Source organism: Carboxylicivirga sp., assembly GCF_982718395.1.
Genome location: NZ_CEXQWX010000110.1, coordinates 1 through 20,393, shown reverse-complemented (window position 1 = coordinate 20,393; position 20,393 = coordinate 1). Strand labels below are relative to the sequence as shown.

22 protein-coding genes are annotated in these 20,393 nt (G+C 36.8%); 9 read left to right on the top strand and 13 right to left on the bottom strand.

The annotated features are described in order from the left end of the window. Both AC4MRQ_RS17675 and AC4MRQ_RS17670 read left to right on the top strand, forming a co-directional pair. Positions 1-2,065 (top strand): DEAD/DEAH box helicase (locus AC4MRQ_RS17675; RefSeq protein WP_491199033.1); only part of this gene is annotated, 2,065 nt, incomplete at its 5' end. 96 nt (positions 2,066-2,161) lie between these two features. Further along, positions 2,162-2,854, top strand: coding sequence for a head GIN domain-containing protein (locus AC4MRQ_RS17670; protein ID WP_491199032.1), 693 nt, complete (start codon positions 2,162-2,164; stop codon positions 2,852-2,854). A 39-nt stretch (positions 2,855-2,893) separates the two neighbouring features. Here AC4MRQ_RS17670 and AC4MRQ_RS17665 read toward each other — a convergent pair whose 3' ends face one another. Continuing rightward, positions 2,894-3,799, bottom strand: a complete 906-nt coding sequence (locus AC4MRQ_RS17665) for a hypothetical protein (RefSeq protein ID WP_491199031.1) — start codon at positions 3,797-3,799, stop codon at positions 2,894-2,896. 100 nt (positions 3,800-3,899) lie between these two features. Next, positions 3,900-4,487, bottom strand: a complete 588-nt coding sequence (locus tag AC4MRQ_RS17660) for a flavin reductase family protein (protein WP_491199030.1) — start codon at positions 4,485-4,487, stop codon at positions 3,900-3,902. Positions 4,488-4,615: 128 nt separating this feature from the next. Here AC4MRQ_RS17660 and AC4MRQ_RS17655 point away from each other — a divergent pair, with 128 nt between their 5' ends. Beyond that, complete coding sequence (locus tag AC4MRQ_RS17655; RefSeq protein ID WP_491199029.1) at positions 4,616-5,197, top strand: hypothetical protein; 582 nt, start codon at positions 4,616-4,618, stop codon at positions 5,195-5,197. Positions 5,198-5,297: 100 nt separating this feature from the next. On the opposite strand, the gene AC4MRQ_RS17650 is transcribed toward AC4MRQ_RS17655, so the two are convergent. The 7 genes from AC4MRQ_RS17650 to AC4MRQ_RS17620 all read right to left on the bottom strand — a co-directional run bounded on the left by AC4MRQ_RS17650 (position 5,298) and on the right by AC4MRQ_RS17620 (position 10,652). Continuing rightward, on the bottom strand, positions 5,298-5,651 hold the full coding sequence (locus AC4MRQ_RS17650) for a DoxX family protein (protein ID WP_491199028.1): 354 nt from the start codon (positions 5,649-5,651) through the stop codon (positions 5,298-5,300). Positions 5,652-5,785: 134 nt separating this feature from the next. Then, positions 5,786-6,241 (bottom strand): aspartate carbamoyltransferase regulatory subunit, encoded by a 456-nt coding sequence (gene pyrI / locus AC4MRQ_RS17645; RefSeq protein ID WP_491199027.1) that lies wholly within the window; start codon positions 6,239-6,241, stop codon positions 5,786-5,788. Between the two features lie 22 nt (positions 6,242-6,263). Continuing rightward, entirely contained in the window at positions 6,264-7,172 is a 909-nt protein-coding gene (gene pyrB / locus AC4MRQ_RS17640) for an aspartate carbamoyltransferase (RefSeq protein WP_491199026.1), read from the bottom strand. A 390-nt stretch (positions 7,173-7,562) separates the two neighbouring features. Continuing rightward, entirely contained in the window at positions 7,563-8,156 is a 594-nt protein-coding gene (gene msrA / locus AC4MRQ_RS17635) for a peptide-methionine (S)-S-oxide reductase MsrA (RefSeq protein ID WP_491199025.1), read from the bottom strand. A 257-nt stretch (positions 8,157-8,413) separates the two neighbouring features. After that, positions 8,414-8,947 carry a DUF4395 domain-containing protein gene (locus AC4MRQ_RS17630; protein ID WP_491199024.1) on the bottom strand — a complete coding sequence of 178 codons (534 nt, stop codon included), beginning with the start codon at positions 8,945-8,947 and terminating at the stop codon, positions 8,414-8,416. A 162-nt stretch (positions 8,948-9,109) separates the two neighbouring features. Then, on the bottom strand, positions 9,110-9,613 hold the full coding sequence (locus AC4MRQ_RS17625; RefSeq protein ID WP_491199023.1) for a cupin domain-containing protein: 504 nt from the start codon (positions 9,611-9,613) through the stop codon (positions 9,110-9,112). A gap of 172 nt (positions 9,614-9,785) precedes the next feature. After that, positions 9,786-10,652, bottom strand: a complete 867-nt coding sequence (locus tag AC4MRQ_RS17620) for an SDR family oxidoreductase (protein WP_491199022.1) — start codon at positions 10,650-10,652, stop codon at positions 9,786-9,788. Positions 10,653-10,754: 102 nt separating this feature from the next. Between AC4MRQ_RS17620 and AC4MRQ_RS17615 the strand changes: the two genes are divergently transcribed. The 3 genes from AC4MRQ_RS17615 to fdxA all read left to right on the top strand — a co-directional run bounded on the left by AC4MRQ_RS17615 (position 10,755) and on the right by fdxA (position 13,229). After that, positions 10,755-11,129, top strand: a complete 375-nt coding sequence (locus AC4MRQ_RS17615) for a winged helix-turn-helix transcriptional regulator (RefSeq protein ID WP_491199021.1) — start codon at positions 10,755-10,757, stop codon at positions 11,127-11,129. A gap of 570 nt (positions 11,130-11,699) precedes the next feature. After that, positions 11,700-12,884, top strand: coding sequence for a M20 metallopeptidase family protein (locus AC4MRQ_RS17610; RefSeq protein WP_491199020.1), 1,185 nt, complete (start codon positions 11,700-11,702; stop codon positions 12,882-12,884). Positions 12,885-13,061: 177 nt separating this feature from the next. Then, positions 13,062-13,229, top strand: coding sequence for a 4Fe-4S ferredoxin (fdxA, locus tag AC4MRQ_RS17605; RefSeq protein WP_212191099.1), 168 nt, complete (start codon positions 13,062-13,064; stop codon positions 13,227-13,229). Positions 13,230-13,580: 351 nt separating this feature from the next. On the opposite strand, the gene AC4MRQ_RS17600 is transcribed toward fdxA, so the two are convergent. The 3 genes from AC4MRQ_RS17600 to AC4MRQ_RS17590 form a co-directional block, all read right to left on the bottom strand. Then, positions 13,581-14,288, bottom strand: coding sequence for a Crp/Fnr family transcriptional regulator (locus AC4MRQ_RS17600; RefSeq protein ID WP_491199019.1), 708 nt, complete (start codon positions 14,286-14,288; stop codon positions 13,581-13,583). Positions 14,289-14,369: 81 nt separating this feature from the next. Then, the gene (locus tag AC4MRQ_RS17595; RefSeq protein WP_491199018.1) at positions 14,370-16,019 is read right to left on the bottom strand and encodes an NAD+ synthase; all 1,650 of its coding nucleotides are present in this window, start codon (positions 16,017-16,019) and stop codon (positions 14,370-14,372) included. A 51-nt stretch (positions 16,020-16,070) separates the two neighbouring features. Beyond that, positions 16,071-16,715 carry a porin family protein gene (locus tag AC4MRQ_RS17590; protein ID WP_491199017.1) on the bottom strand — a complete coding sequence of 215 codons (645 nt, stop codon included), beginning with the start codon at positions 16,713-16,715 and terminating at the stop codon, positions 16,071-16,073. Between the two features lie 128 nt (positions 16,716-16,843). On the opposite strand from AC4MRQ_RS17590, the gene gldB reads away from it, so the two are divergent. Genes gldB through AC4MRQ_RS17575 form a run of 3 tightly spaced genes read left to right on the top strand, consistent with a single transcriptional unit; the run spans position 16,844 to position 19,188 of the window. After that, a complete protein-coding gene (gene gldB, locus AC4MRQ_RS17585; RefSeq protein ID WP_491199016.1) occupies positions 16,844-17,848 on the top strand; it encodes a gliding motility lipoprotein GldB in 1,005 nt (334 codons plus the stop codon). A 10-nt stretch (positions 17,849-17,858) separates the two neighbouring features. Continuing rightward, positions 17,859-18,653: a nitrilase-related carbon-nitrogen hydrolase gene (locus tag AC4MRQ_RS17580; protein ID WP_491199015.1), complete on the top strand. Its 795-nt coding sequence runs from the start codon at positions 17,859-17,861 to the stop codon at positions 18,651-18,653. Continuing rightward, on the top strand, positions 18,646-19,188 hold the full coding sequence (locus AC4MRQ_RS17575; protein ID WP_491199014.1) for a 5-formyltetrahydrofolate cyclo-ligase: 543 nt from the start codon (positions 18,646-18,648) through the stop codon (positions 19,186-19,188). The genes AC4MRQ_RS17580 and AC4MRQ_RS17575 overlap by 8 nt, the downstream gene beginning before the upstream one ends. A 56-nt stretch (positions 19,189-19,244) precedes the next feature. On the opposite strand, the gene rimO is transcribed toward AC4MRQ_RS17575, so the two are convergent. After that, positions 19,245-20,393 (bottom strand): 30S ribosomal protein S12 methylthiotransferase RimO (gene rimO, locus AC4MRQ_RS17570; RefSeq protein ID WP_491199013.1); only part of this gene is annotated, 1,149 nt, incomplete at its 5' end.

The window sequence follows — 20,393 nt, the reverse complement described above, 5'->3', positions numbered from 1 at the left end:
GAAAGGTCACCATATATTTGACCGTTTCAACAGAAACAGTGAGGAAGAACAGGGTATTATTGAACTATTGGTAACACTGGGCTTAAAATCAGTCAGCGATTCACAATACCGTCCCATTTATAATGATGCCATGTCGAATGACTTGCCTGATGTTATTGAATGGCTTAATACTAATGCCAAGGCTCTTCTGAAAGCTAGTATTCATCTCGAACAAAATGGTTTTGACGAAAAGTACTATTCAGGCCATGTACGACTGGATATGCAATACAAAGAGGACAACGACTGGTTTGATATTAAGGCTGTAATTATCGTTGATGAGTTTAAAATTCCATTTCAAAAAATACGCCAGCATATTTTAAGAGGTAAGCAGGAATATACTCTCCCTAATGGCTCTATATTTATTATTCCAGCCGAATGGTTTACCAAATACACCGACCTGATGCATTTTGTAAATGTGGATGACGACAAAATGTCGCTGGATAAAATGCATTACAATTTACTTGAACAAGATAAGCTGGAAGAGGTATCACCTGAATGGCAAAAGAAAATGGCCAAACTGGAACAAAAAGCCATTAATTTTGATTCGCCAGATGGCCTTAAAGCGACCTTACGCCCTTACCAGCTGGAGGGTTATACCTGGATGAAGATGCTTAACAGCAATCAGTTCGGAGGCATCTTAGCAGATGATATGGGACTCGGTAAAACCATTCAAACCATATCGCTACTGCTAAATCAATATGATACCACTGCTTCAGAGGATAAGCAAACGACAGAAGGCCAATTGGGCTTGTTTGATTCGGTTCAAGGCTTTAATAACAGCTCTGTTCCCGCAAGTTTAATCGTAATGCCGACCTCTTTGGTACATAACTGGGCCAATGAAATAATTAAGTTTGCACCTAAACTTAAAATCTATTTGTATACCGGAAATAACCGTACTAAATCGAAAGAAATTGGTAAAATTTTCAAACACTATCATGTTGTTTTAACCAGTTATGGCATAGCCCGTAATGATATCGAATTCCTCAAGAATTATGACTTTCACTATGCCATATTAGATGAAAGCCAGAATATTAAAAATCCGGGTTCGAAGGTATACCAGGCTGTAAACGAAATTAAAGCCAAAAATAAGTTAGTACTTACAGGTACTCCAATAGAAAACGCTTTGGTTGACTTATGGGCACAAATGAACTTTGTCAATAATGGCTTACTTGGAAATCTTAATTTCTTTAAGAATCATTTTGCCGGCCCGATAGAGAAAAAAAGGGACGAAGCCAAAGAGCAGAAACTTCGCCAGCTTATTAATCCTTTTATCCTTCGCCGAACCAAAGAAATGGTTGCGAAAGAATTGCCACCTGTGACTGAACAAACGCTTGTTTGTGACATGACAGAAGAACAACAAAAATTCTATGAACGCGAGAAATCAGGTATCCGCAATGAGTTGATGAAAGCCATTGAACAAACGGGTGTGAATAAAAATGCCATATTGGCACTCCAGGCACTGACTAAGCTACGTCAGATTGCCAATCACCCGGCTTTGGTTGATGATTCTTATGAAGGTTCATCGGGTAAATACGAACAAATTTTTCAGAAACTAAATAATGCCATTAGTGAAAAGCATAAGGTATTGATCTTCTCCTCATTTGTGAAAGATCTGGAATTGATCGAGAAGGACTTAATAAAACAGGGAATCAAATATGCCAAACTTACTGGCTCAACCACCGATCGTCAAAAGGTGATTAAAAGTTTCACCTCTGACGAAAACTGCCGTATCTTTCTGATATCACTTAAAGCTGGTGGCGTTGGTCTTAACTTGATCGAAGCTGATTATGTTTTTGTATTAAACCCTTGGTGGAACCCGGCTGCCGAAGCTCAGGCCATAAACCGTGCTCATCGCATCGGTCAAACAAAGAATGTATTTGTATACAAGTTTATTGCCTCCGAAACCATAGAAGAAAAAATTGCCAAACTGCAGGAGAGAAAAACAGCCCTGGCGGATACATTTATCACGACGAATAATCCTATAAAAGATTTGTCGGAAACTGAGCTTCGCGAATTATTTGCATAGTTTTTGTTACAAAGTGGCAGTTATAAACATTAGACAATTATCAATACGCATAACCTACAATACAAAAATGCGTATGACAAACAAAAATTAAATCATATGAAACGAACTCTCACAGTCTTACTTTTATTTGCAGTTATTTTTAGTCTCAATGCACAAGAAGCAGATCATACACAGATTAGAAAAGTTGGTTCTTTTGATAAGGTAAAAGCTTCAAAGGGAATTAATGTAACACTTATCGAAGGTGATAAAGAAGAAGTTGATGTACATATAAAGAATGCAGAAGTCAGTGACGTGATCACCACAGTTAAGAATCGCAGACTTACAGTGAAGATGAAAACGAAGATATATAAAGACATGGCTGTTCAGGTTTATGTAACTTACAAACGTCTTCGAGAAATTGAAGCTGGTTCGGGCGCTACAATTGATGCAGAAAATACCATTTATGCTGAATCGCTTAAAATTCATGGTGGTACTGAGTCCAATGTTCTGCTTGACGTGGATGTTAACAATCTGGATGTAAGTGGTTCCACATCAAAAATTGAAATCGAAGGTAAAGCCAAATATCAGGATGTAAAAATTGGTGCCGGAGGTAAATATCACGGTTTTAACCTCGAATGTGCAGAAACATACGCTAAAGCTACATTGGGCAGCGTTATAGAAGTAACAGCTACTGAAAAACTGGGAGGTACAGCAGGATCAGGCGGTGTAGTATACTACAGAGGCGAACCTAACAAAGTTGAAAAAAGTGAAAATACAGGTGGTAAAATAAAGAAAGACACTGAATCATAAGAATAAACCCGGCCTCAAGAGGCCGGGTTTAATTTTTACTCATAAATTTCTAATTAACTTGTAGGACATAGTTCCGCTAGGTTTACCGTCCTTATCGTAATACTTATCTTCACAATACAAGCTACCGTCTTTTTCCAGTCTCATTATTGATTTTGCATCAATACGCTCAGGTTTCAGAATGGGAAATGTTTCCATGTGTAACTGCCCGTCTGCAATACGACATTTACCACCATAAGCCTTGTAATAATTGTTTCCAACATTATTAATAAGTACCGGAATATCATCGGCTAAAGAACCGCCTCCAATCTTCACTTCAGAGCAATATCTGGCTAACTCACCATTTTCTTGTACTAAAAATTCGAATTTCATGTTAAAAACACCTTCCGATTCGGAGATCACTCCATTTAACTCCTCCAATGTAACTTCCCAATCCAAATCAGTTTTATAGGAAGATGCATCAATGTGCCAATTACCACAGAGCTTTTGCAGAAGTTTTTTACACTCTAAATTCGCATAATGCTTTTCTTTAGACACGGTCATCTGCTTCATCTTCCAGCTACCTTTATCTTTTATCAGAAGTCGCGAACTTAAATCTCCATCCTCACGAAAAGTAACTAATGCTGAGTTTTTGTTAATATAGAAGTTGTAATCTTTCTTCTTAGGCAGTGGCACCTTATTATCGGCCATCATCGTCATATGCTCTTTAGCCGATTTACTTAATGCCTCCCAATTGGTGAATTCCATTTTAAAATCAGACGAATAAACGCCAAAATAGACAGGATCAGAATGTTCCCACATCGAAGACCATCCGTCGTAATCTCCCTGATAGAAGAGTTCCGTTTCTTTTTCAATCGCCTTCTTTATAGCAAGCTCCTCTTTGCTATAATTTTGCGCTACTGATATAGTAAATACCATTAGCAATCCTAAAACAACAATTTTTCTCATGACACTTATTTTTAATTATTGGTGACACGAATTCTGAGCATAAATTGTTAAACAGGTTTTGCAAAGATAGAGCTACACTTATTGAGTTGTCAACGATGAACTATTTTCTGCGCCGCTTATTCTTTTTCTTTTCTACGGCATAGCCAAACTTTCCAATCTTCTTCCCTACTTCGAAATAATGTCCGTGCGAATAACAAATTGGTTTGGCTTTTTGAAGGCTAAAGGCACCTGTTTTTTCATCAATGTACTTTTCATCGGCTTTTACATTTACTACTTCGGCAATAAACATATCATGCGTCCCAAGTTCTTTTACCTCTGTTACTTTGCATTCAATATTAATGGGTGATTCTTCAATGATAGGTGCGCTTACAACAGATGCCTTTCCGGGAGTCAAATGCATCTCCTCAAACTTGTTATACTGGCGTCCGGATCGTACACCACACCAATCTGTTGCATATGACAGGTCTTTTGTTGTGAGATTAATAACAAACTCACCTGTCTCCTTTAGAGCTTTGTATGAATGACGTCCCTTGCGCACTGATATGTAACACATGGGAGGATCAGAACAAATCGTTCCCGTCCACGCGATTGTAATAATATTATAATTGTCGGGCGAATTGCCCACTGTTACCATAACTGCAGGCAATGGGTAAATCATATTGCCCGGTTTCCAGTCTTGTTTAGCCATCTTAAATACTTTTGCGACAAAGATACATTACCAGAACAAATTGACCGCTAGTTAAAAAAAATAAGGTTTACAATAAGTGTGTCTGTGCGGTTTGTTGTCAAATTAGAGAATAAAATCTTAACTCTAACATGATGAAGAAAGTTAACCTGCTGGCAATTCTTTGCTGTGCTTTTATGCACTCCTTTGCGCAAAACGAAGAAATTAATATCACCTACTCTCCTGTTTCATTGTACCGCTTCGAAAAATGGGTTGATGGAAGTTTCGAAGGCCAATCGAAGTATTTTGTTTTGGGAGCATTCAACCTGGAGTATAAACGTTACTTAAATCCCTGGCTTAAAATTGGTGCAAGCTGTATGTACGACAAAGCTGTTGCAGAAGGTAACGCACTTCAACTTTACTACAACAATTCTCCTTCGACAAGCATATCTGATATTTATCGCTCAACAAAAAGTGCCTTAGTAATTGCACCACAAATCGATTTCGAGTACCTGCACCATCCTAAATTCAAACTAAGCAGTGGTCTCAGTATTGGTTATGGTATTGAGCGATTTCGAACTGAAGGCGGTCTTAACTCCAGTATTGATCTGGATGGTATTACCTATCACATTAATTTGCTGAGTTTTCAATGGGGTAAAAAACATGGATTAACAGGTAATATAGGACTCGGTTACAAAGGTCTCTGCAACTTAGGATACTTTGTAAGGTTTTAAAAATGTATAAAACTCATCGTCCGACTAAGTTGTTTTGACATCTATTAGTCGGACGACAAGCAATAAGTTAATTTATAATCTAACTATTAGCTTCTATAGATCAACGTTTTCTTCCAAAAATGTAAGATACAATTAAAAGAACCATTGCTACTATCGAAGCCATTTGTTCCCCATCGTTAATATTGATATGGGCTGATGCTGCCAATATAAAGTCGAAGAAAAAACCTGCATAAGCCCATTCTTTTAATTTTTTCGAAGCATTGCTTAATATGGCAATTACTCCTAGTATTTTAGCAACAGCCAATGGGTAAATAATGTAGGTAGGATAACCTAATTTAACAAATACTTCAGTAACCATTTCATTGTTAAAAAAGTACATACCAGCCGACATCAACATCATAGCTGAAAACAAACCTGTTACAATCCAGTAAATAATCTTATCTCTTTTATTCATAAATAAATATTATTGGTGACAAGATTAAAACAGATTTTTTAATAAATGGTTCTTAGCCAACAAAAACTCCCACATCGGGCGATGCAGGAGTTTTCTATTTAAGTCAGATGCTCGATGCATCCTGGTCCATCAATTTATAATACTTCTAAATGCTCTTCATTTGTGATTTTCTCACAATATTGACATTTCAAAGCTAATGGTTGTTTCTCAACTAACGAAAATTTAGTGGTCATTTTTTCATTATTGGTAATGCATTTAGGGTTAAAACACTTTGCAATACCAACAATCTGTTCAGGTACCTCTACCACTTTCTTATCAACTACCTGGTAATCTTCAATAATATTTAATTTAGCAAATGGCGCTACCAAAGCAATTTTATTGATATCCTCGTCAGCAAAGTATTTCTTAGCCACTTTAATAATAGCTTTATGCCCTTGTTGCTTACTTTTCAAGTTGGTACCAAAGGTTATCTGGTTCTCTATTTTATCCAAACCAAGTATAGAGATTACCTTAAATAAATGAGTAGCAGGTATATGATCGATTACTGTACCGTTTTTTATTGCTCTAACGCTTAATTCTTTCTTTGTCATGATTCAATGTCTTTAACTGATATTACTTCAATCCTAAAATAGATGCCATAATGGCCATACGAGCATACACGCCATTTTCAGCCTGCTCAAAATAGTACGCTTTCGGATTTTCATCCACATCGGTATGAATCTCGTTAACGCGTGGAAGCGGATGTAAAATACGCAGGTTATCCTTAGTATTATCAAGCATGGCGTTACGCAACACATAAACGTTTTTCACTTTTTCATACTCAATAGGATCTGAGAAACGCTCGCGCTGAACACGAGTCATATAAAGGATATCAGCGGCTTCAATTATATCAGTAAACTCAAGGTGCTCGTAGTATTTTATGCCTTTCGAATCCAGAAATAGTTTGTATTCATCCGGCATCTTCAGTGAGTCAGGCGAAATGAAGTTAAAAGTTGGATTAAACTGTGACATGGCCATTAACAAGGAATGTACTGTACGACCATATTTAAGATCTCCCACCAAAAAGATGTTCAGGTTCTCTAAAGTACCTTGTGTTTTATAAATCGAGTACATGTCTAACAAGGTCTGTGTTGGATGCTGATTAGCTCCATCTCCCGCATTGATTACTGGTACATCCGACACCTCAGAGGCATAACGCGCTGAACCTTCCAATGGGTGACGCATCACAATCAAATCGCTATAGTTACTCACCATTTTAATGGTATCGTTTAACGACTCGCCTTTTGAGGTTGATGATGATGATGAATCGGTAAAGCCAATAATGCTTCCTCCTAAACGCTGAATAGCTGTTTCGAAGCTTAGGCGGGTGCGTGTAGATGGTTCAAAAAATAAGCTGGATACCACATTACCATCTAATAACTTTTGATTTGGGTTAGCTTCAAATTCTGCTGCCAACTCCACAATGCGTAAGATTTCCTCTTTTGAGAAATCGGTGATGGAAACTAAACTTTTGTTCTTCATTTGCATAACAATTTACCGTGAGGTTGCCCCCACATTATTTGGTTTGGACTATAATTAGTATTTGCTAAAAAACAATCAATCGGATGAAGAATGAGCACAAAAAAAAGACCTGAAATAAAAATCAGGTCTTTTTGAAAATATCTAAAATCAATAAGTTGCTCAACATTGAAATGATTGAATGAGTAAACGGAAAAACGACGTTGAAAATCATCTTTTCCCGGATGATTATTTGACTTTCGTCGTCGCAAATATTGGTCAATCTGTTGCCTCATTCCGAGGTTCAAAGATAGGTATTTTTCATGTTATAAAACAACCTTTGCTTAATACAAAATTAACAATGCCATCAACAGAAAATCATATATTAATTGATACACTGACAGTTACCACATGTTACTTTTTCAATTTTTCTTTAAAGAGTTTTTTAAACTTTTCCATTTTAGGATTGATCACTGCATTACAATAAGGCTGTCGTGGATTATTGGCAAAGTAATCCTGGTGATAGTCTTCTGCCTTGTAGAATTTTTCAAAAGTGCTCACTTCAGTCACAATTGGGTCCTTAAAGATCTTTTGAGTATTAAGCTCTTTAATAATTAGTTCACTAATCTTTTTTTGGTCTACATTGTGATAAAATATCACTGACCGATATTGCGTTCCTACATCGGCCCCCTGCCTGTTAAGTGTTGTAGGGTTATGTGTAGCAAAAAACACTTCCAATAACTCCTCAAACGACACTTTTTCAGGATCATAAGTTATCTGAACGACTTCGGCATGTCCTGTCAATCCGGAACAAACTTCTTTATAAGTTGGATTAGCCTGTTGCCCCCCACTATATCCTGATTCAACCTTTTCCACACCATCTAATGCTGCAAAAAACGCCTCTGTACACCAAAAACACCCGCCTCCGAATGTTGCAATTTCTTTATTATGTGCTGACATAGTAATGCTTAAAGTAAGAGTTATAATTAAAGATAATAGCTGTTTCATAATCTTAGTTTTAATACGACATTGAATCTGTTATTTAAGATGATAGTCGTTGAATATTGAAAAAGCTTACAAAACTATTAACAATAGTCCTCAAAAAAAGAACAGCAGATTTGGTGCATTGTTTGATACCACGCAACTAAAAAAAGAATTCTGAGCCAAAAGTCATAAAGCTATTTAATAAGGCACTTACGTTAGATCAAAAAAAGCCCGGTATTGACTAACACCGGGCAGAATTATCTTATTTAATTACTATTCATTTATACTTCACACGAATCTCCCATACAATTGGGTTTTACTTCAGGAGCTTTTATAATTTTACTCCGAATAGCCAGGTGATAAATCTGGCAACCCACACATATACCAAATACTGATTCCAGATAGAGCAATAACAAACAAAGTAAGCACAAGATGCATACTGGTCCGAAATAGCTTACATCATTTACTAATTGCAATGACAATATAAAAATGGTAATCGACAAAGCTAACCCAAGACTCCATGCAAATTTTTTTTGCACAGCTCCAATCCATAATGGGCTTTGATTATAAGTAACCATTCTGGAAAGTAATGCCGTTGGTGAGAACTTTGGATTAATAAACACTCCTATAAAGAAGTTAATCACTAAAAATCCTGATATATATGGAATAATTTCGTACTTATTCAGAATAAAGCCATTGATTGAAGCAACTGTGCCCAATAATAACATGATGCCTGCACTCCCCCGCCATACACGCTCATCAACTACTTTGTATCCAAGATCGTCTTTGTATTCTCCAAAACTTAAAAATGCCATATTAATTACATGTTGATTTATACAAGCTCAAAAATAACAACATTGAAAATAGCTAATTGTTAATGTGATGTGAAATATTATAACAGTTTTCTTTTTATAGATTGAGCAATTGTAAAAATATGAATACCATCAAAAAGCAATTTACGGTTATTCTAGAGTATGTTACTGATGTGTCAATCTCGAAATAACTTCTTCCAGATTTGGATACAATGAAACAAGTTCCTTCCTGTTTTTAAGTTCGAAGTCTTCAAAACTAAATCCGGGAGATACGGTACACCCCACTAATGAGTAATCATTTTTATTTATTACTTCAGCAGCAAACCAACAACCTCCAGGAACTATGAACTGAGGAACTTCCCCTTTAGAAAAATCACGACCAATAAGATGGTACGAATATTCACCTGCCTCTGAAATTATGTGAAGTCGAATTGGTGAACCATCATAAAAATGCCAAATCTCATCCTGCTTAATTCTGTGAAAGGATGAGAATTTATCAGATGTCAGCAAAAAGTAGATACAAGTTGAATAATTCCTACTTCCATTATATTTGGCATCAAGACTATCTATATTTATTTCCCCAACACTTCTATACGTCTCTTTAAAATACCCTCCTTCGGGATGTGGTTTTAAGTCTAATTCTTTAATAATCTTATCAATAGAGTTCATCTTATAAGTCTTTCTCTTCTTTTTAATTACACTTAATGATTACAGTAAGGAAAGCTATTAAATTAATTGCCTCCAACCTTATTGCATACAATAAATTCCAATAAATGTAATACTCTTTGGATATAAGCCAAACTGCTATTTTCTAATTTACATGTTAGTCATTGGTTTTTGTTTATTTCATAAAATTCTCAATACTATATGAAGGTTCTCCAAGCTCTTTCCATGTTTGTTCTGCTCTAAACTCTTCTTTGTAATTAGAAAAGAAAGTCCCTATTTGAGCTGCCAGTCGTGCATCTTTATTAAAAAAACCGATCATTTTAAGTAACCAGATTGGAGCCAGCTGTACCTTTAATTTGGGTTGATGCGTATTGGCATAACGTGTCAATGCCTCTTCAAAAGTAATGGCTTCTTTCCCTTGCATCACATAATCCTTTGTTAACTCATGGTCAGATATTGCTACAGCATTAGCAATCATTCTTCCCAGATCTTTGCCAGCCAGCCAATACATAGGATAATGAATGGGCTTAAATGCCTGAAGTGTATCACCCTTTCTCATTGTAAATTCTATGGTATCCATAATCCACGAGCAGTGAAAAAAGGTACAAGGAATACCAGATTCTTTTAAAAGCCGGTATCCGGTTTTTCTGATCGAATTTATAAAGAGCTCTGCTCCTTGTGCAAACTCAGGATACATTACCGTTACTGCAGAAACATGAAAAATTCGTTTTATATTCTTCTCTTTTGCAACTTTTATAACGTTTTTAATCCCATCAATTTCTGGCTGAAAAGGCGCTTTAGTATCTTGTGTTGACAGGTTTAAGTAAATAGCATCAACACCAGTTACCAATTTCCTTAAACTATCAAGATTACTTAAATCACCTTCGAGTATTTCAATCTCAGACGGGAAATTTGATATTTCCTTTACCTTGTTGATATTTCGAACCAAGGCTTTAATGTGAATACCATTCTCAATTAATTCTTTGTAGGTAAATGGAGCTAAATTTCCGGTAACTCCAACAAATGCTATTTTCTGTATCATGATCTAAAGATTTTTGCTCAAAATTATTACTTTTGCTATACAAAGTATAGTAGATAGTATTAAAATAGCACTATACAGAAGTATAGTCAAAAAAGTAAAATAATGAATCCAAGTAACATTCCTGAATGCCCGGCCTCTACCATATTAGCATTAAACGATTGTTTAGCTGTATTAAATGGTAAATGGAAGGTTCCGATTATAGGAACACTTCTTTTTGGTACTAAACGGTTTAAAGATCTTGAGAACACATTGAAGAAAATAACTCCAAGAATGCTATCAAAAGAGCTTAAAGAATTGGAAGTGAATAATATTGTTAAGAGAAATATTTACAATGAACGACCAGTTCGAATTGAATATGAGCTTACAGATTCCGGATATACACTTAAACCTATTCTTGAAGCTATGGTAGAATGGGGAGCCCAACATAGGTGTGCAGTTTTAAAAAATTCTCAAAAAGAGTCTGAAATGTTGCCTTAGTGCGATCAGTGAAAATATTCATCCGTGTCACAAGATGTGTGCGAGTAACCTCTCAAATCGAGTAGAGTTCATATATTATATTTACAGCTCATTACTTATTATCCAATCAATCCATTTATCTCTTAATAATGCATTTATATCAAAACTTTTTGGAAAAGAAGAGGGATATGTTGAAGGTTCCAGATTTATATCTGGTATAGTTCTATCAGTGTTAAATCTGTTGGTCTTCCTGTGTAGCAGGTCTCGTCATTGGGGCAATCGTCTGCGCCTCCTGTAAATAAGTTATACCACTTGGGGCACCTGTCAAGCCAATTGGGACAGTCGGCAAGTAAATTGGGACATACTTTTCATGCATTGGGAGGGGTAGTGACCGCCATTGGGAGAGGTGGCTGGTAGATTGGGGCAACCGGCGATGCGATTGGGAAGGATGCTTTTGAACGTTTAGGTTTTGATTTCACTAATAATAAGTAGAGCATAACAGCCATTTCCCTCAATATATGTTATCTTTGTAACGAAAGTTTAAAATATTAACAAAAGATGTAGTTTTTCATTGTGTCAAACTCTATTTTCATGCAAAACCGAATTAAAGAACTAACAAAGCAATATCTTAACCAAATTATTGATATAAGAAGACATTTGCATCAACATCCTGAACTATCGTTTGAAGAGCATAATACCTCCGCTTTTATTCAGGAACAGTTGAATAAACTTAATATCCCCTTTAAAGCCGGTTTTGTAAAGACAGGAATCATTGGCTACCTGAAAGGTAAGAATCCTGAAAAACGAACGATTGCGCTGCGGGCCGATATGGATGCATTACCTATTCAGGAAAACAACACACTTGAATTTACCTCTAGGAATGAAGGCGTTATGCATGCCTGTGGTCACGATGCCCATACAGCGGCTTTGCTGGGTGCAGCCATGGTGCTTAATGATATTAGAGATGAATGGGAAGGTACCATTTTACTTTCATTTCAACCAGCCGAAGAAGTGTTCCCGGGTGGTGCCAAATTAATGATGGAGGAAGGCTGTTTTGATGGAAATGAACCGGAGATGATTATAGGTCAGCACGTACTGCCCAATATGAAAGCCGGACATGCAGGTTTTAAAAGCGGTATGTATATGGCCTCGGGTGATGAAGTGTATATCACTGTTAAAGGAAAAGGTGGTCATGCAGCAATGCCTCACACCTTAACCGATAATGTGCTGATCGCCTCTCATATTATTGTAGCGCTTCAACAGGTGGTTAGCCGAATTGTACCGGTACAGATTCCAACAGTGTTATCGTTTGGAAAGGTAATTGCCAATGGTGCCACCAATATTATCCCTGAAACGGTGGAGATAGCAGGTACTTTACGCACCATGAATGAAGAATGGCGAGCTAAAATTAAAGAGAAGATACACGAAATAGCCAGTTCCACTGCCAAATCTATGGGTGCCGAATGTGAGATTGATATAAAGGATGGCTATCCGGTGGTATATAATAATGAGCAAGTAACAGATCAGGCTGTTGATTTCTCAAAAGAATACCTGGGAAGCAATCAAACTGAGATGATGGATATACGAATGACTGCCGAAGATTTTGGCTATTATTCGCAAAAATACCCATGTACCTTTTATCGTTTCGGTGTGGCGCAGGAAGATGGAAACACAGGCAGTCTGCATACCCCACAATTTAATCTGAATGAGGATTCGCTGGAAACTGCAGCCGGATTACTGGCCTATTTAGGCTATAAATTTATGCTTACGGATTAATTAGAATTCATCTAAACTTAAGGTAAAATGGTTAACGCACAGCTAATTGAGTAATAAAAGACCTTAAAGCCTTATTTATATCCTTTCAAAATAAAGTACTTTCGAAAGGAAATCTTTTTTTTAATTAAAAAAGCCAATAATTTTGCTTCCGTAATAATAACCAATAAAGAAAAAAAAATGGCTTACGTAATTAATGAAGACTGCATCGCTTGTGGTACTTGTGTTGATGAATGTCCAGTAGAAGCTATCTCAGAAGGAGATATCTATAAGATTGACGCTGAAGCTTGTACTGACTGTGGTACTTGTGCAGATGTTTGCCCGACTGAAGCAATCCACCCTGCATAAGCAATGTAAAAGCGAAAAAATAACTAAGCCCCTGTTAAGGGGCTTTTTTGTTGCTTTAAAGATTTGATTATTTTTTAAGTACCGAATCTTTCCTTTGAGCAATAGCACCTACGCGACTAAATTATCTAATCAACCACAAAGTCAAAAGAAGAATATAGAGTAAGTTCCAACTTAATTTGGAAAAACTTACGGATCGAATCTTTATAGCCATAATGCAAATAAAGATGCGATCCTTATTCTATTATTATCAGACTACTAACTTTCTTGATATACAGATGAAGCATCCTGTAAACCACTATCAGCTTACAGCTAAAGGCTCTTCTACTGACTAATCCCTACCGACTATTGTACCTACCCTAACCTCGAAATTCGCTGAAGCGTATCAGCATCCAGAATTTTAATAACCCGGCCATTTACCGCCAGTACCTTTTCATTAACAAAAGAACTAAGTGTACGAATGGCATTTGAAGTAGTCATGTTCGAGAAATTAGCCAAATCTTCTCTTGACAGGTAAACCGCTAAAGTCTGCTCATCTTCTTCAAATCCGTATATATCCTTTAATACGCAAAGGCTTTCGGCCAATCGGCCACGAATATGTTTTTGAGTTAAAGTAACAGTACGGTAACGGGCAAAACCCAATTCGCTGGCAAAAGATTTAATAAAAGCCATGGATAAAGCCGGATTAGTCTTCATCAAATTATAAATGACTTTTTTAGGCACATGAAATATGGTACTTGGTTCGATTACTTCTGAACTGGCAATGTGCATTTCTTCTGCAAATAATGCACGATACCCAATAAAATCAGGTGCTGTTGCCATACGGATGATCTGCTCCCTCCGACTAACTCCTTCTTTAAATATCTTTACTTTTCCCTGCCCTAAACACAAAAGCCCGGTTGGTTTTTCTCCTTCCTGATAAATTATATCATTCTTTTTGTAGTAAACTGTTGAATGGTTATCCAGAAGGTATTCTTTTTCTTCGTCGCTCAGTATATTATAAAGCTTCTGAATATCTTTTATAGTGGGCTCTTGCGGGGTATTGTTCTTTTTAACAGACATTACAAAGGTGTTATAAAACTATGTTGTATAACATACAAATTTATAAAAAAAGCTGACTCTATGCAGTTAAAAATCCTAAAATCAATATTTGGCAACCAAAGGCATACGACGTCCAATCCCAAATGCCTTGCTTGAGATCCGTAATGTCGGAGCCGTTTGAAAACGCTTGTATTCGTTCATATTAACCAATCTCACAGCTTTATGCACAGTAGCCTCATCATATCCGGCTTCGATAATCTCACTTGGCGATTGATTCTTCTCAATGTAACGGAATAAAATAGCATCTAAAACATCATAATCCGGTAATGAATCTGAATCTTTTTGATCAGGTCTTAACTCGGCCGAAGGAGGTTTTACTATAGTATTTTCAGGAATAATTTCATTATCGCGATTAATGTACATGGCCAGTTTAAAAACATCTGTTTTATAAACATCGCCAAGAACGGATAATCCACCGTTCATATCACCATATAACGTACCATAGCCAACGGCTGCTTCACTCTTATTGGAAGTATTTAATAGAATATGCCCGAATTTATTAGAAAGTGCCATTAATAAAGTCCCCCTTATGCGCGCCTGAATATTCTCTTCGGTCACGTCAGCTTCCTTCCCTTCAAATATCGGACTCATTAAGAAGTTACAGGTATTAAATATCTCTTTGATGGGAACAATATTGTAATCTATTCCAAGATTATTGGCTAAATCAACCGCATCGGTTATGGAGTGATCCGATGAATATTGTGATGGCAATAATAATACGCGCACATTTTCCTTGCCTAAAGCTTCTGCTGCAATTGCAACCGTTACTGCTGAATCAATACCACCGGATAAACCAAGCGTTGCTTTTGTAAAGCCCATTTTGTGGAAGTAATCTTTTACACCTGCCACCAAAGCCTCGTAAATCAGTTGAATTGGTTTTTCTTGTTTGGGTGATTTTATTTCAGCATCATCAAGTGAATCTATCTCAACAGTCAGCAAATCTTCTTTAAAAGCATGAGCCTGATCAATGATATCACCACGACGATTAACCACCATACTGTTTCCGTCAAAGATGAGTTCAGTGTTGGCTCCCACCTGGTTAACATACAAGAATGGTATTTTATATTGACGGGCCTTATTACGAACAATATCACGACGTATATCAACCTGAGTGTATGAAAATGGCGATGCAGCAATGTTAATCGCAAAATCAGGCTTTTGTTGCATTAATTTATCCATCGGCGACAAGGTATAGAGCTTGTCCCTGGCAAATGCATTGGCTACAGGCTGATCATCCCAAATATCTTCACAGATTGTTAAGGCAATCTTTTTTCCTTTGATCTTAACCAGTTCAAACAATATATTGGGTTGGAAATAACGATACTCATCAAACACATCATAGTTTGGCAACAAAGTTTTTCTAACTACTTGATTGATTGAACCCTCTTCAAGAACATAAGCAGTATTGAAGAGATTTTTACCCTGAGGTTCAGGATTGATCTCTGGTCCGCCAACAATAGCCGCAATACCATCACAAGCTTTAGCCACCTTCTCGATGCCTTCTGTACAACTTTGAATAAATTCCTTTCTTTCCAGGAAATCATAAGGTGGATAACCACATACAGCCAACTCGGAGAAAACAATTAAATCGGCTCCATTTGCTTTAGCTTCATTAATATTATTAATCATTTTATCAGTATTGGCCTCGAAATTGCCAATATGATAATTCAACTGCGCTAATACAATTTTCATTACTTCTGTTCTATTGCTTTAATTCGCGTATTTTATTGAATTAGTAACGGACTAGAAAATTATTCCAAATTGAAAGATGAAACGATTAAGAGTGGCTTTATCCTCAACCACATTATCTGTTACATCAAGAAAACCTCCGCTATAGATAACTCCCAACATCATATAGGTATCTCCACCCAATGAATATTCCATTCCACCACCTAACTGATAACCCATATCAAAAAAGTTAACTTCTTTACTCATAGCATTTCCGTTACCATCGTTGGTTTTGATATTATACTGCGTATATAATCCAAACTGCCCATAATAACGTGAACGATGAAACTCGTTGGTGATCAGCTTTAATGCAAAAGGTACTTCAACATATTTTAAACGATAAGTTGCATCAGTAACATCATTAATCGTACTTCCTCCTATTTCCATTGATGTTGCCGGATCATAACTTAATTTCCCACCAGTTGTATTGATAGTTAATCCGGTAGTGAAGGCATAATTTTTATCAAAAAAACGATCCATCACCACTCCAAAGTTGTAACCAAAGAGATTGCCATTTCCTTCAACTGAACTATTATCTGAAGCTAACCAGGATATCTGCGGACTTAAAACAAAGGATAAACGTGTCCGTTTGTAATCTTGAGCTTTGATATTTACCACTGCAATCAGGGCAAATAAAATAAGGAAAGTCATTCGTCTCATAATGCAATTTTTAGGTTGAAAATCGAGTACAAACATAGTTAAAACATGGTTTACCACCACTTTTTTTTACTACGAACTACATATTTTTAAAGCTTTCGTATTTTTACACATTAATCGAAATTTAAGTAATGAAGAAATTATTGTTTTTAGTAAGTACCATTGGCATTTTTCTGACCGGATGTGATTTTTCATCGAAAGGACCCGATGTCAGTCATATTGATGTTGATATAGATCCGCAATTGTTCTTTATCGATCTGTTTGAAATGGATGAAGATAATATAGACGATGAAGTGAAAGCTTTACATGAAAAATATGGCAGCTACCTGGATGCATACAGTCAGCAAATCATAAAAATTGGAAGTCCGAAAAATCCTGAGTACACTAATTTCATTAAAAGCTTCCTTGATTATGAAGATAATAAAGATGTCTATCAAGCGTGTAAGGAGCAATTTGAAGACACTGATGAAATTAAAGATGCTCTTACTGATGCCTTCCGTCACTACAAATATTATTTTCCTGAAGCCTCAATTCCTGATGTCTATCTTCATACCTCTTATTTTAACGAATCGATAGCGATGGATTCAAGCTGGATATCGGTTAGCGTTGAGAAATACCTGGGTGCTGACTGCGAATTTTATGAATGGCTGGCTACACCCAAATACCTGAGAAAGGAAATGGTGCCTGAAAAGTTGGTTCCGGATGTAATGAGAGCTATGGCACTGGGGAATTTTTCTTTTCGAATGAAAAATGAAGATGTCATAAGCAATATGATTTCGAAGGGTAAAGTGTTGCATTTTGTAAAGCATATGATCCCCGAAATTAAAGACACTCTGCTATTTGATTATTCTAAGCAGCAAATGAAATGGTGCTATCGGCACGAAGCGGATATTTGGGCAAGTATGATCGAGCAAAAACACTTGTATAATGCCGAACGTATGATGATCCAAAAATATGTTGGAAGTAGTCCGTTTACCTATTATTTTGGACAAGATTCACCAGGAAAGGCTGCTATTTTTCTCGGTTATCAGATAATCCAGGCCTACCTTAAAAATCATCCTGAAGTTGGACTGTATGATTTGATTAAAAATCAGGATGCACATCAGATTCTAAGGGAGTCAAGGTATCGACCATAAACGTACTGCTATGAAGATCAGTCTTGTTCAATTCGCTCCAAAATTAGGCGATACGGAAAAAAATATTAGTCAAATTTCAGATTTGATTAAACCTTTAGAGAGTGAATTGTTTGTCCTGCCAGAACTTGCTAACTCCGGTTATAATTTTAAGGATAAAATCAGTGCCCTTGAAGCATCAGAGACCGTTGACAGAAGTGTTTTCCTGGATGAATTAACTCAACTTGCCAAATCAAAAGGAACTCATATAGTAACTGGATTTTGTGAGCAGAAAAACAACCAATTATATAACTCTTCAGTTTTATTGGGGCCCGAGGGTATAATCGGCCTCTACCGCAAACTACACCTGTTCCTGAATGAAAAGGATATTTTTTCGCCTGGTAACCTTGGTTTACCAGTGTTTGAAACAGAACTGGGTAAAATCGGCATGCTGGTTTGCTTCGACTGGATGTTTCCTGAAGCCTGGCGAAAGCTATGTCTTGAGGGTGCACAAATAGTCGCTCATCCTTCAAACTTAGTTTTACCATATTGTCAAAGTGTCATCCCATCCTATTCACTAATAAACCGCTGTTTTATTGCCACAGCAAATAGAATTGGTACTGAAGGAGAATTAACTTTCACCGGACAATCAGTTTTAACCAATCCTTTAGGTGAAACCATTCTCAGTGGTGAGACAGATAAAAGTCAGGTATTAAACGCTGAAATTGATTTAAGTTTAGCCGATAATAAGTTTATAACCGAGAAAAACGATGCTTTTGCAGATCGGCGCATTGATGTTTATGGCAATTTAAATCCACAGGATGATTGAGAAGAAAGAATTACGAAAACACATAAGAGCACTAAAAAAACAAATTTCAGAAAGTGAAAGATACAAGCAGGGCGAACTGATTCAAATCAAACTGGAGCAATACGACGAATTTTTAAAGGCGGACAAAATTCTGCTTTATTGGGCCATCAGTGATGAAGTACCTACCCAAGCTATTATCAAACAATGGTATCAAAAAAAAGAGATATACCTTCCTGTTATTAACGGGGATGATCTGAAAATTGTAAAGTATGAAGGTGAAGCGTCCTTGGTTGCCGGTGATAAATATGGAATACCTGAGCCTTCGGGAGAAGAGATTAAAGATGAAGAGCTAATTGATTTAGTGATTATTCCTGGTGTTGCATTTGATAACAACAATAATCGAATGGGGCGCGGTGCCGGTTACTATGACAGAATCTTAAACCGCTTACCAAATGCCAGAAAAATTGGACTTGCCTTTGATTTTCAGATGGTAGATCAAGTCCCGACAGAAGCCCACGACATTAAAATGGATAAAATAATACATCCAAAAGAATGAAGCTAAGAATGCGATCTTTGTTTGCATATTGCTTATAAAGATCGCATCCGTAAATATTATTTTGCTATTCCAAAGAGATCGTAATCTTCAGAATCAGTTATCTCAACCTGATAAAAATCACCAATATTCAGCACCTTATTTTCCTCTTTGTGGAGCAAAACTTCCTGATCAACTTCCGGTGAATCATACTCCGTACGGCCTATGAAATAATTGCCCTCTTCCCTATCGATAATAACCTTTAAAGCTTTACCAACTTTTTCCTGGTTAATTTCTTTGGCAATGCCATTCTGAATTTCCATAATCCGGTCAGCACGCTCCTGTTTGACTTCATCCGAAATATCGTCTTGGTATTTTTTATGTGCATAGGTATCATCCTCGTGTGAGTATGGGAAAACACCCAATCGCTCAAAACGGATATCTTTAACAAACTGCTCCATCTCAGCAAAATCCTGCTCAGTTTCACCAGGATGCCCCGTAATAAAGGTGGTTCTTAAATGAATATCAGGCACCTGCTTACGCATTTCCTCAATTAAACGATAGGTCTGATTTTTACGTACTCCACGTCGCATGAGCTCAAGCATATTATCACTAATGTGTTGCAAGGCAATATCAAGATAATTACATACCTTCGGATTATCGTGCATCACCTTTAACACATCTAAAGGAAATCCTGCAGGATAGGCATAGTGCAGACGAATCCATTCAATTCCATTAATCTTGGCTAATTCATCCACCAAATGTGGTAATTTATAGTCTTTGTATAAATCGTAACCATAAAAAGATAGATCCTGCGCTATGACCTGCAGCTCTTTTACTCCTGTATCACTTAATCGCTTGGCTTCATCAATCAAACCATCGATCGGACGACTCACATGCTTACCAGTAATTATCGGTATAGCGCAATAACTGCAGGTGCGATTACATCCTTCCGAGATTTTCAGATAGGCATAATGGTTAGGTGTCGTTAATGAGCGCTCATTCATCAGATCACGACGATAGGTCGCTCCTATCTCGCTCACTATATCTTTCCAGTCAAACTTACCGTAGAACTTATCTACTTCGGGCAACTCTTTCTTCAATTGCCCGGGATAACGCTCAGAAAGGCATCCCATCACATATAACTGCTTGATATCACCTCGTTTTTTAGCTTCGGCAAATTCAAGAATTGTATCAATCGATTCTTCTTTAGCATCAGCTATAAATCC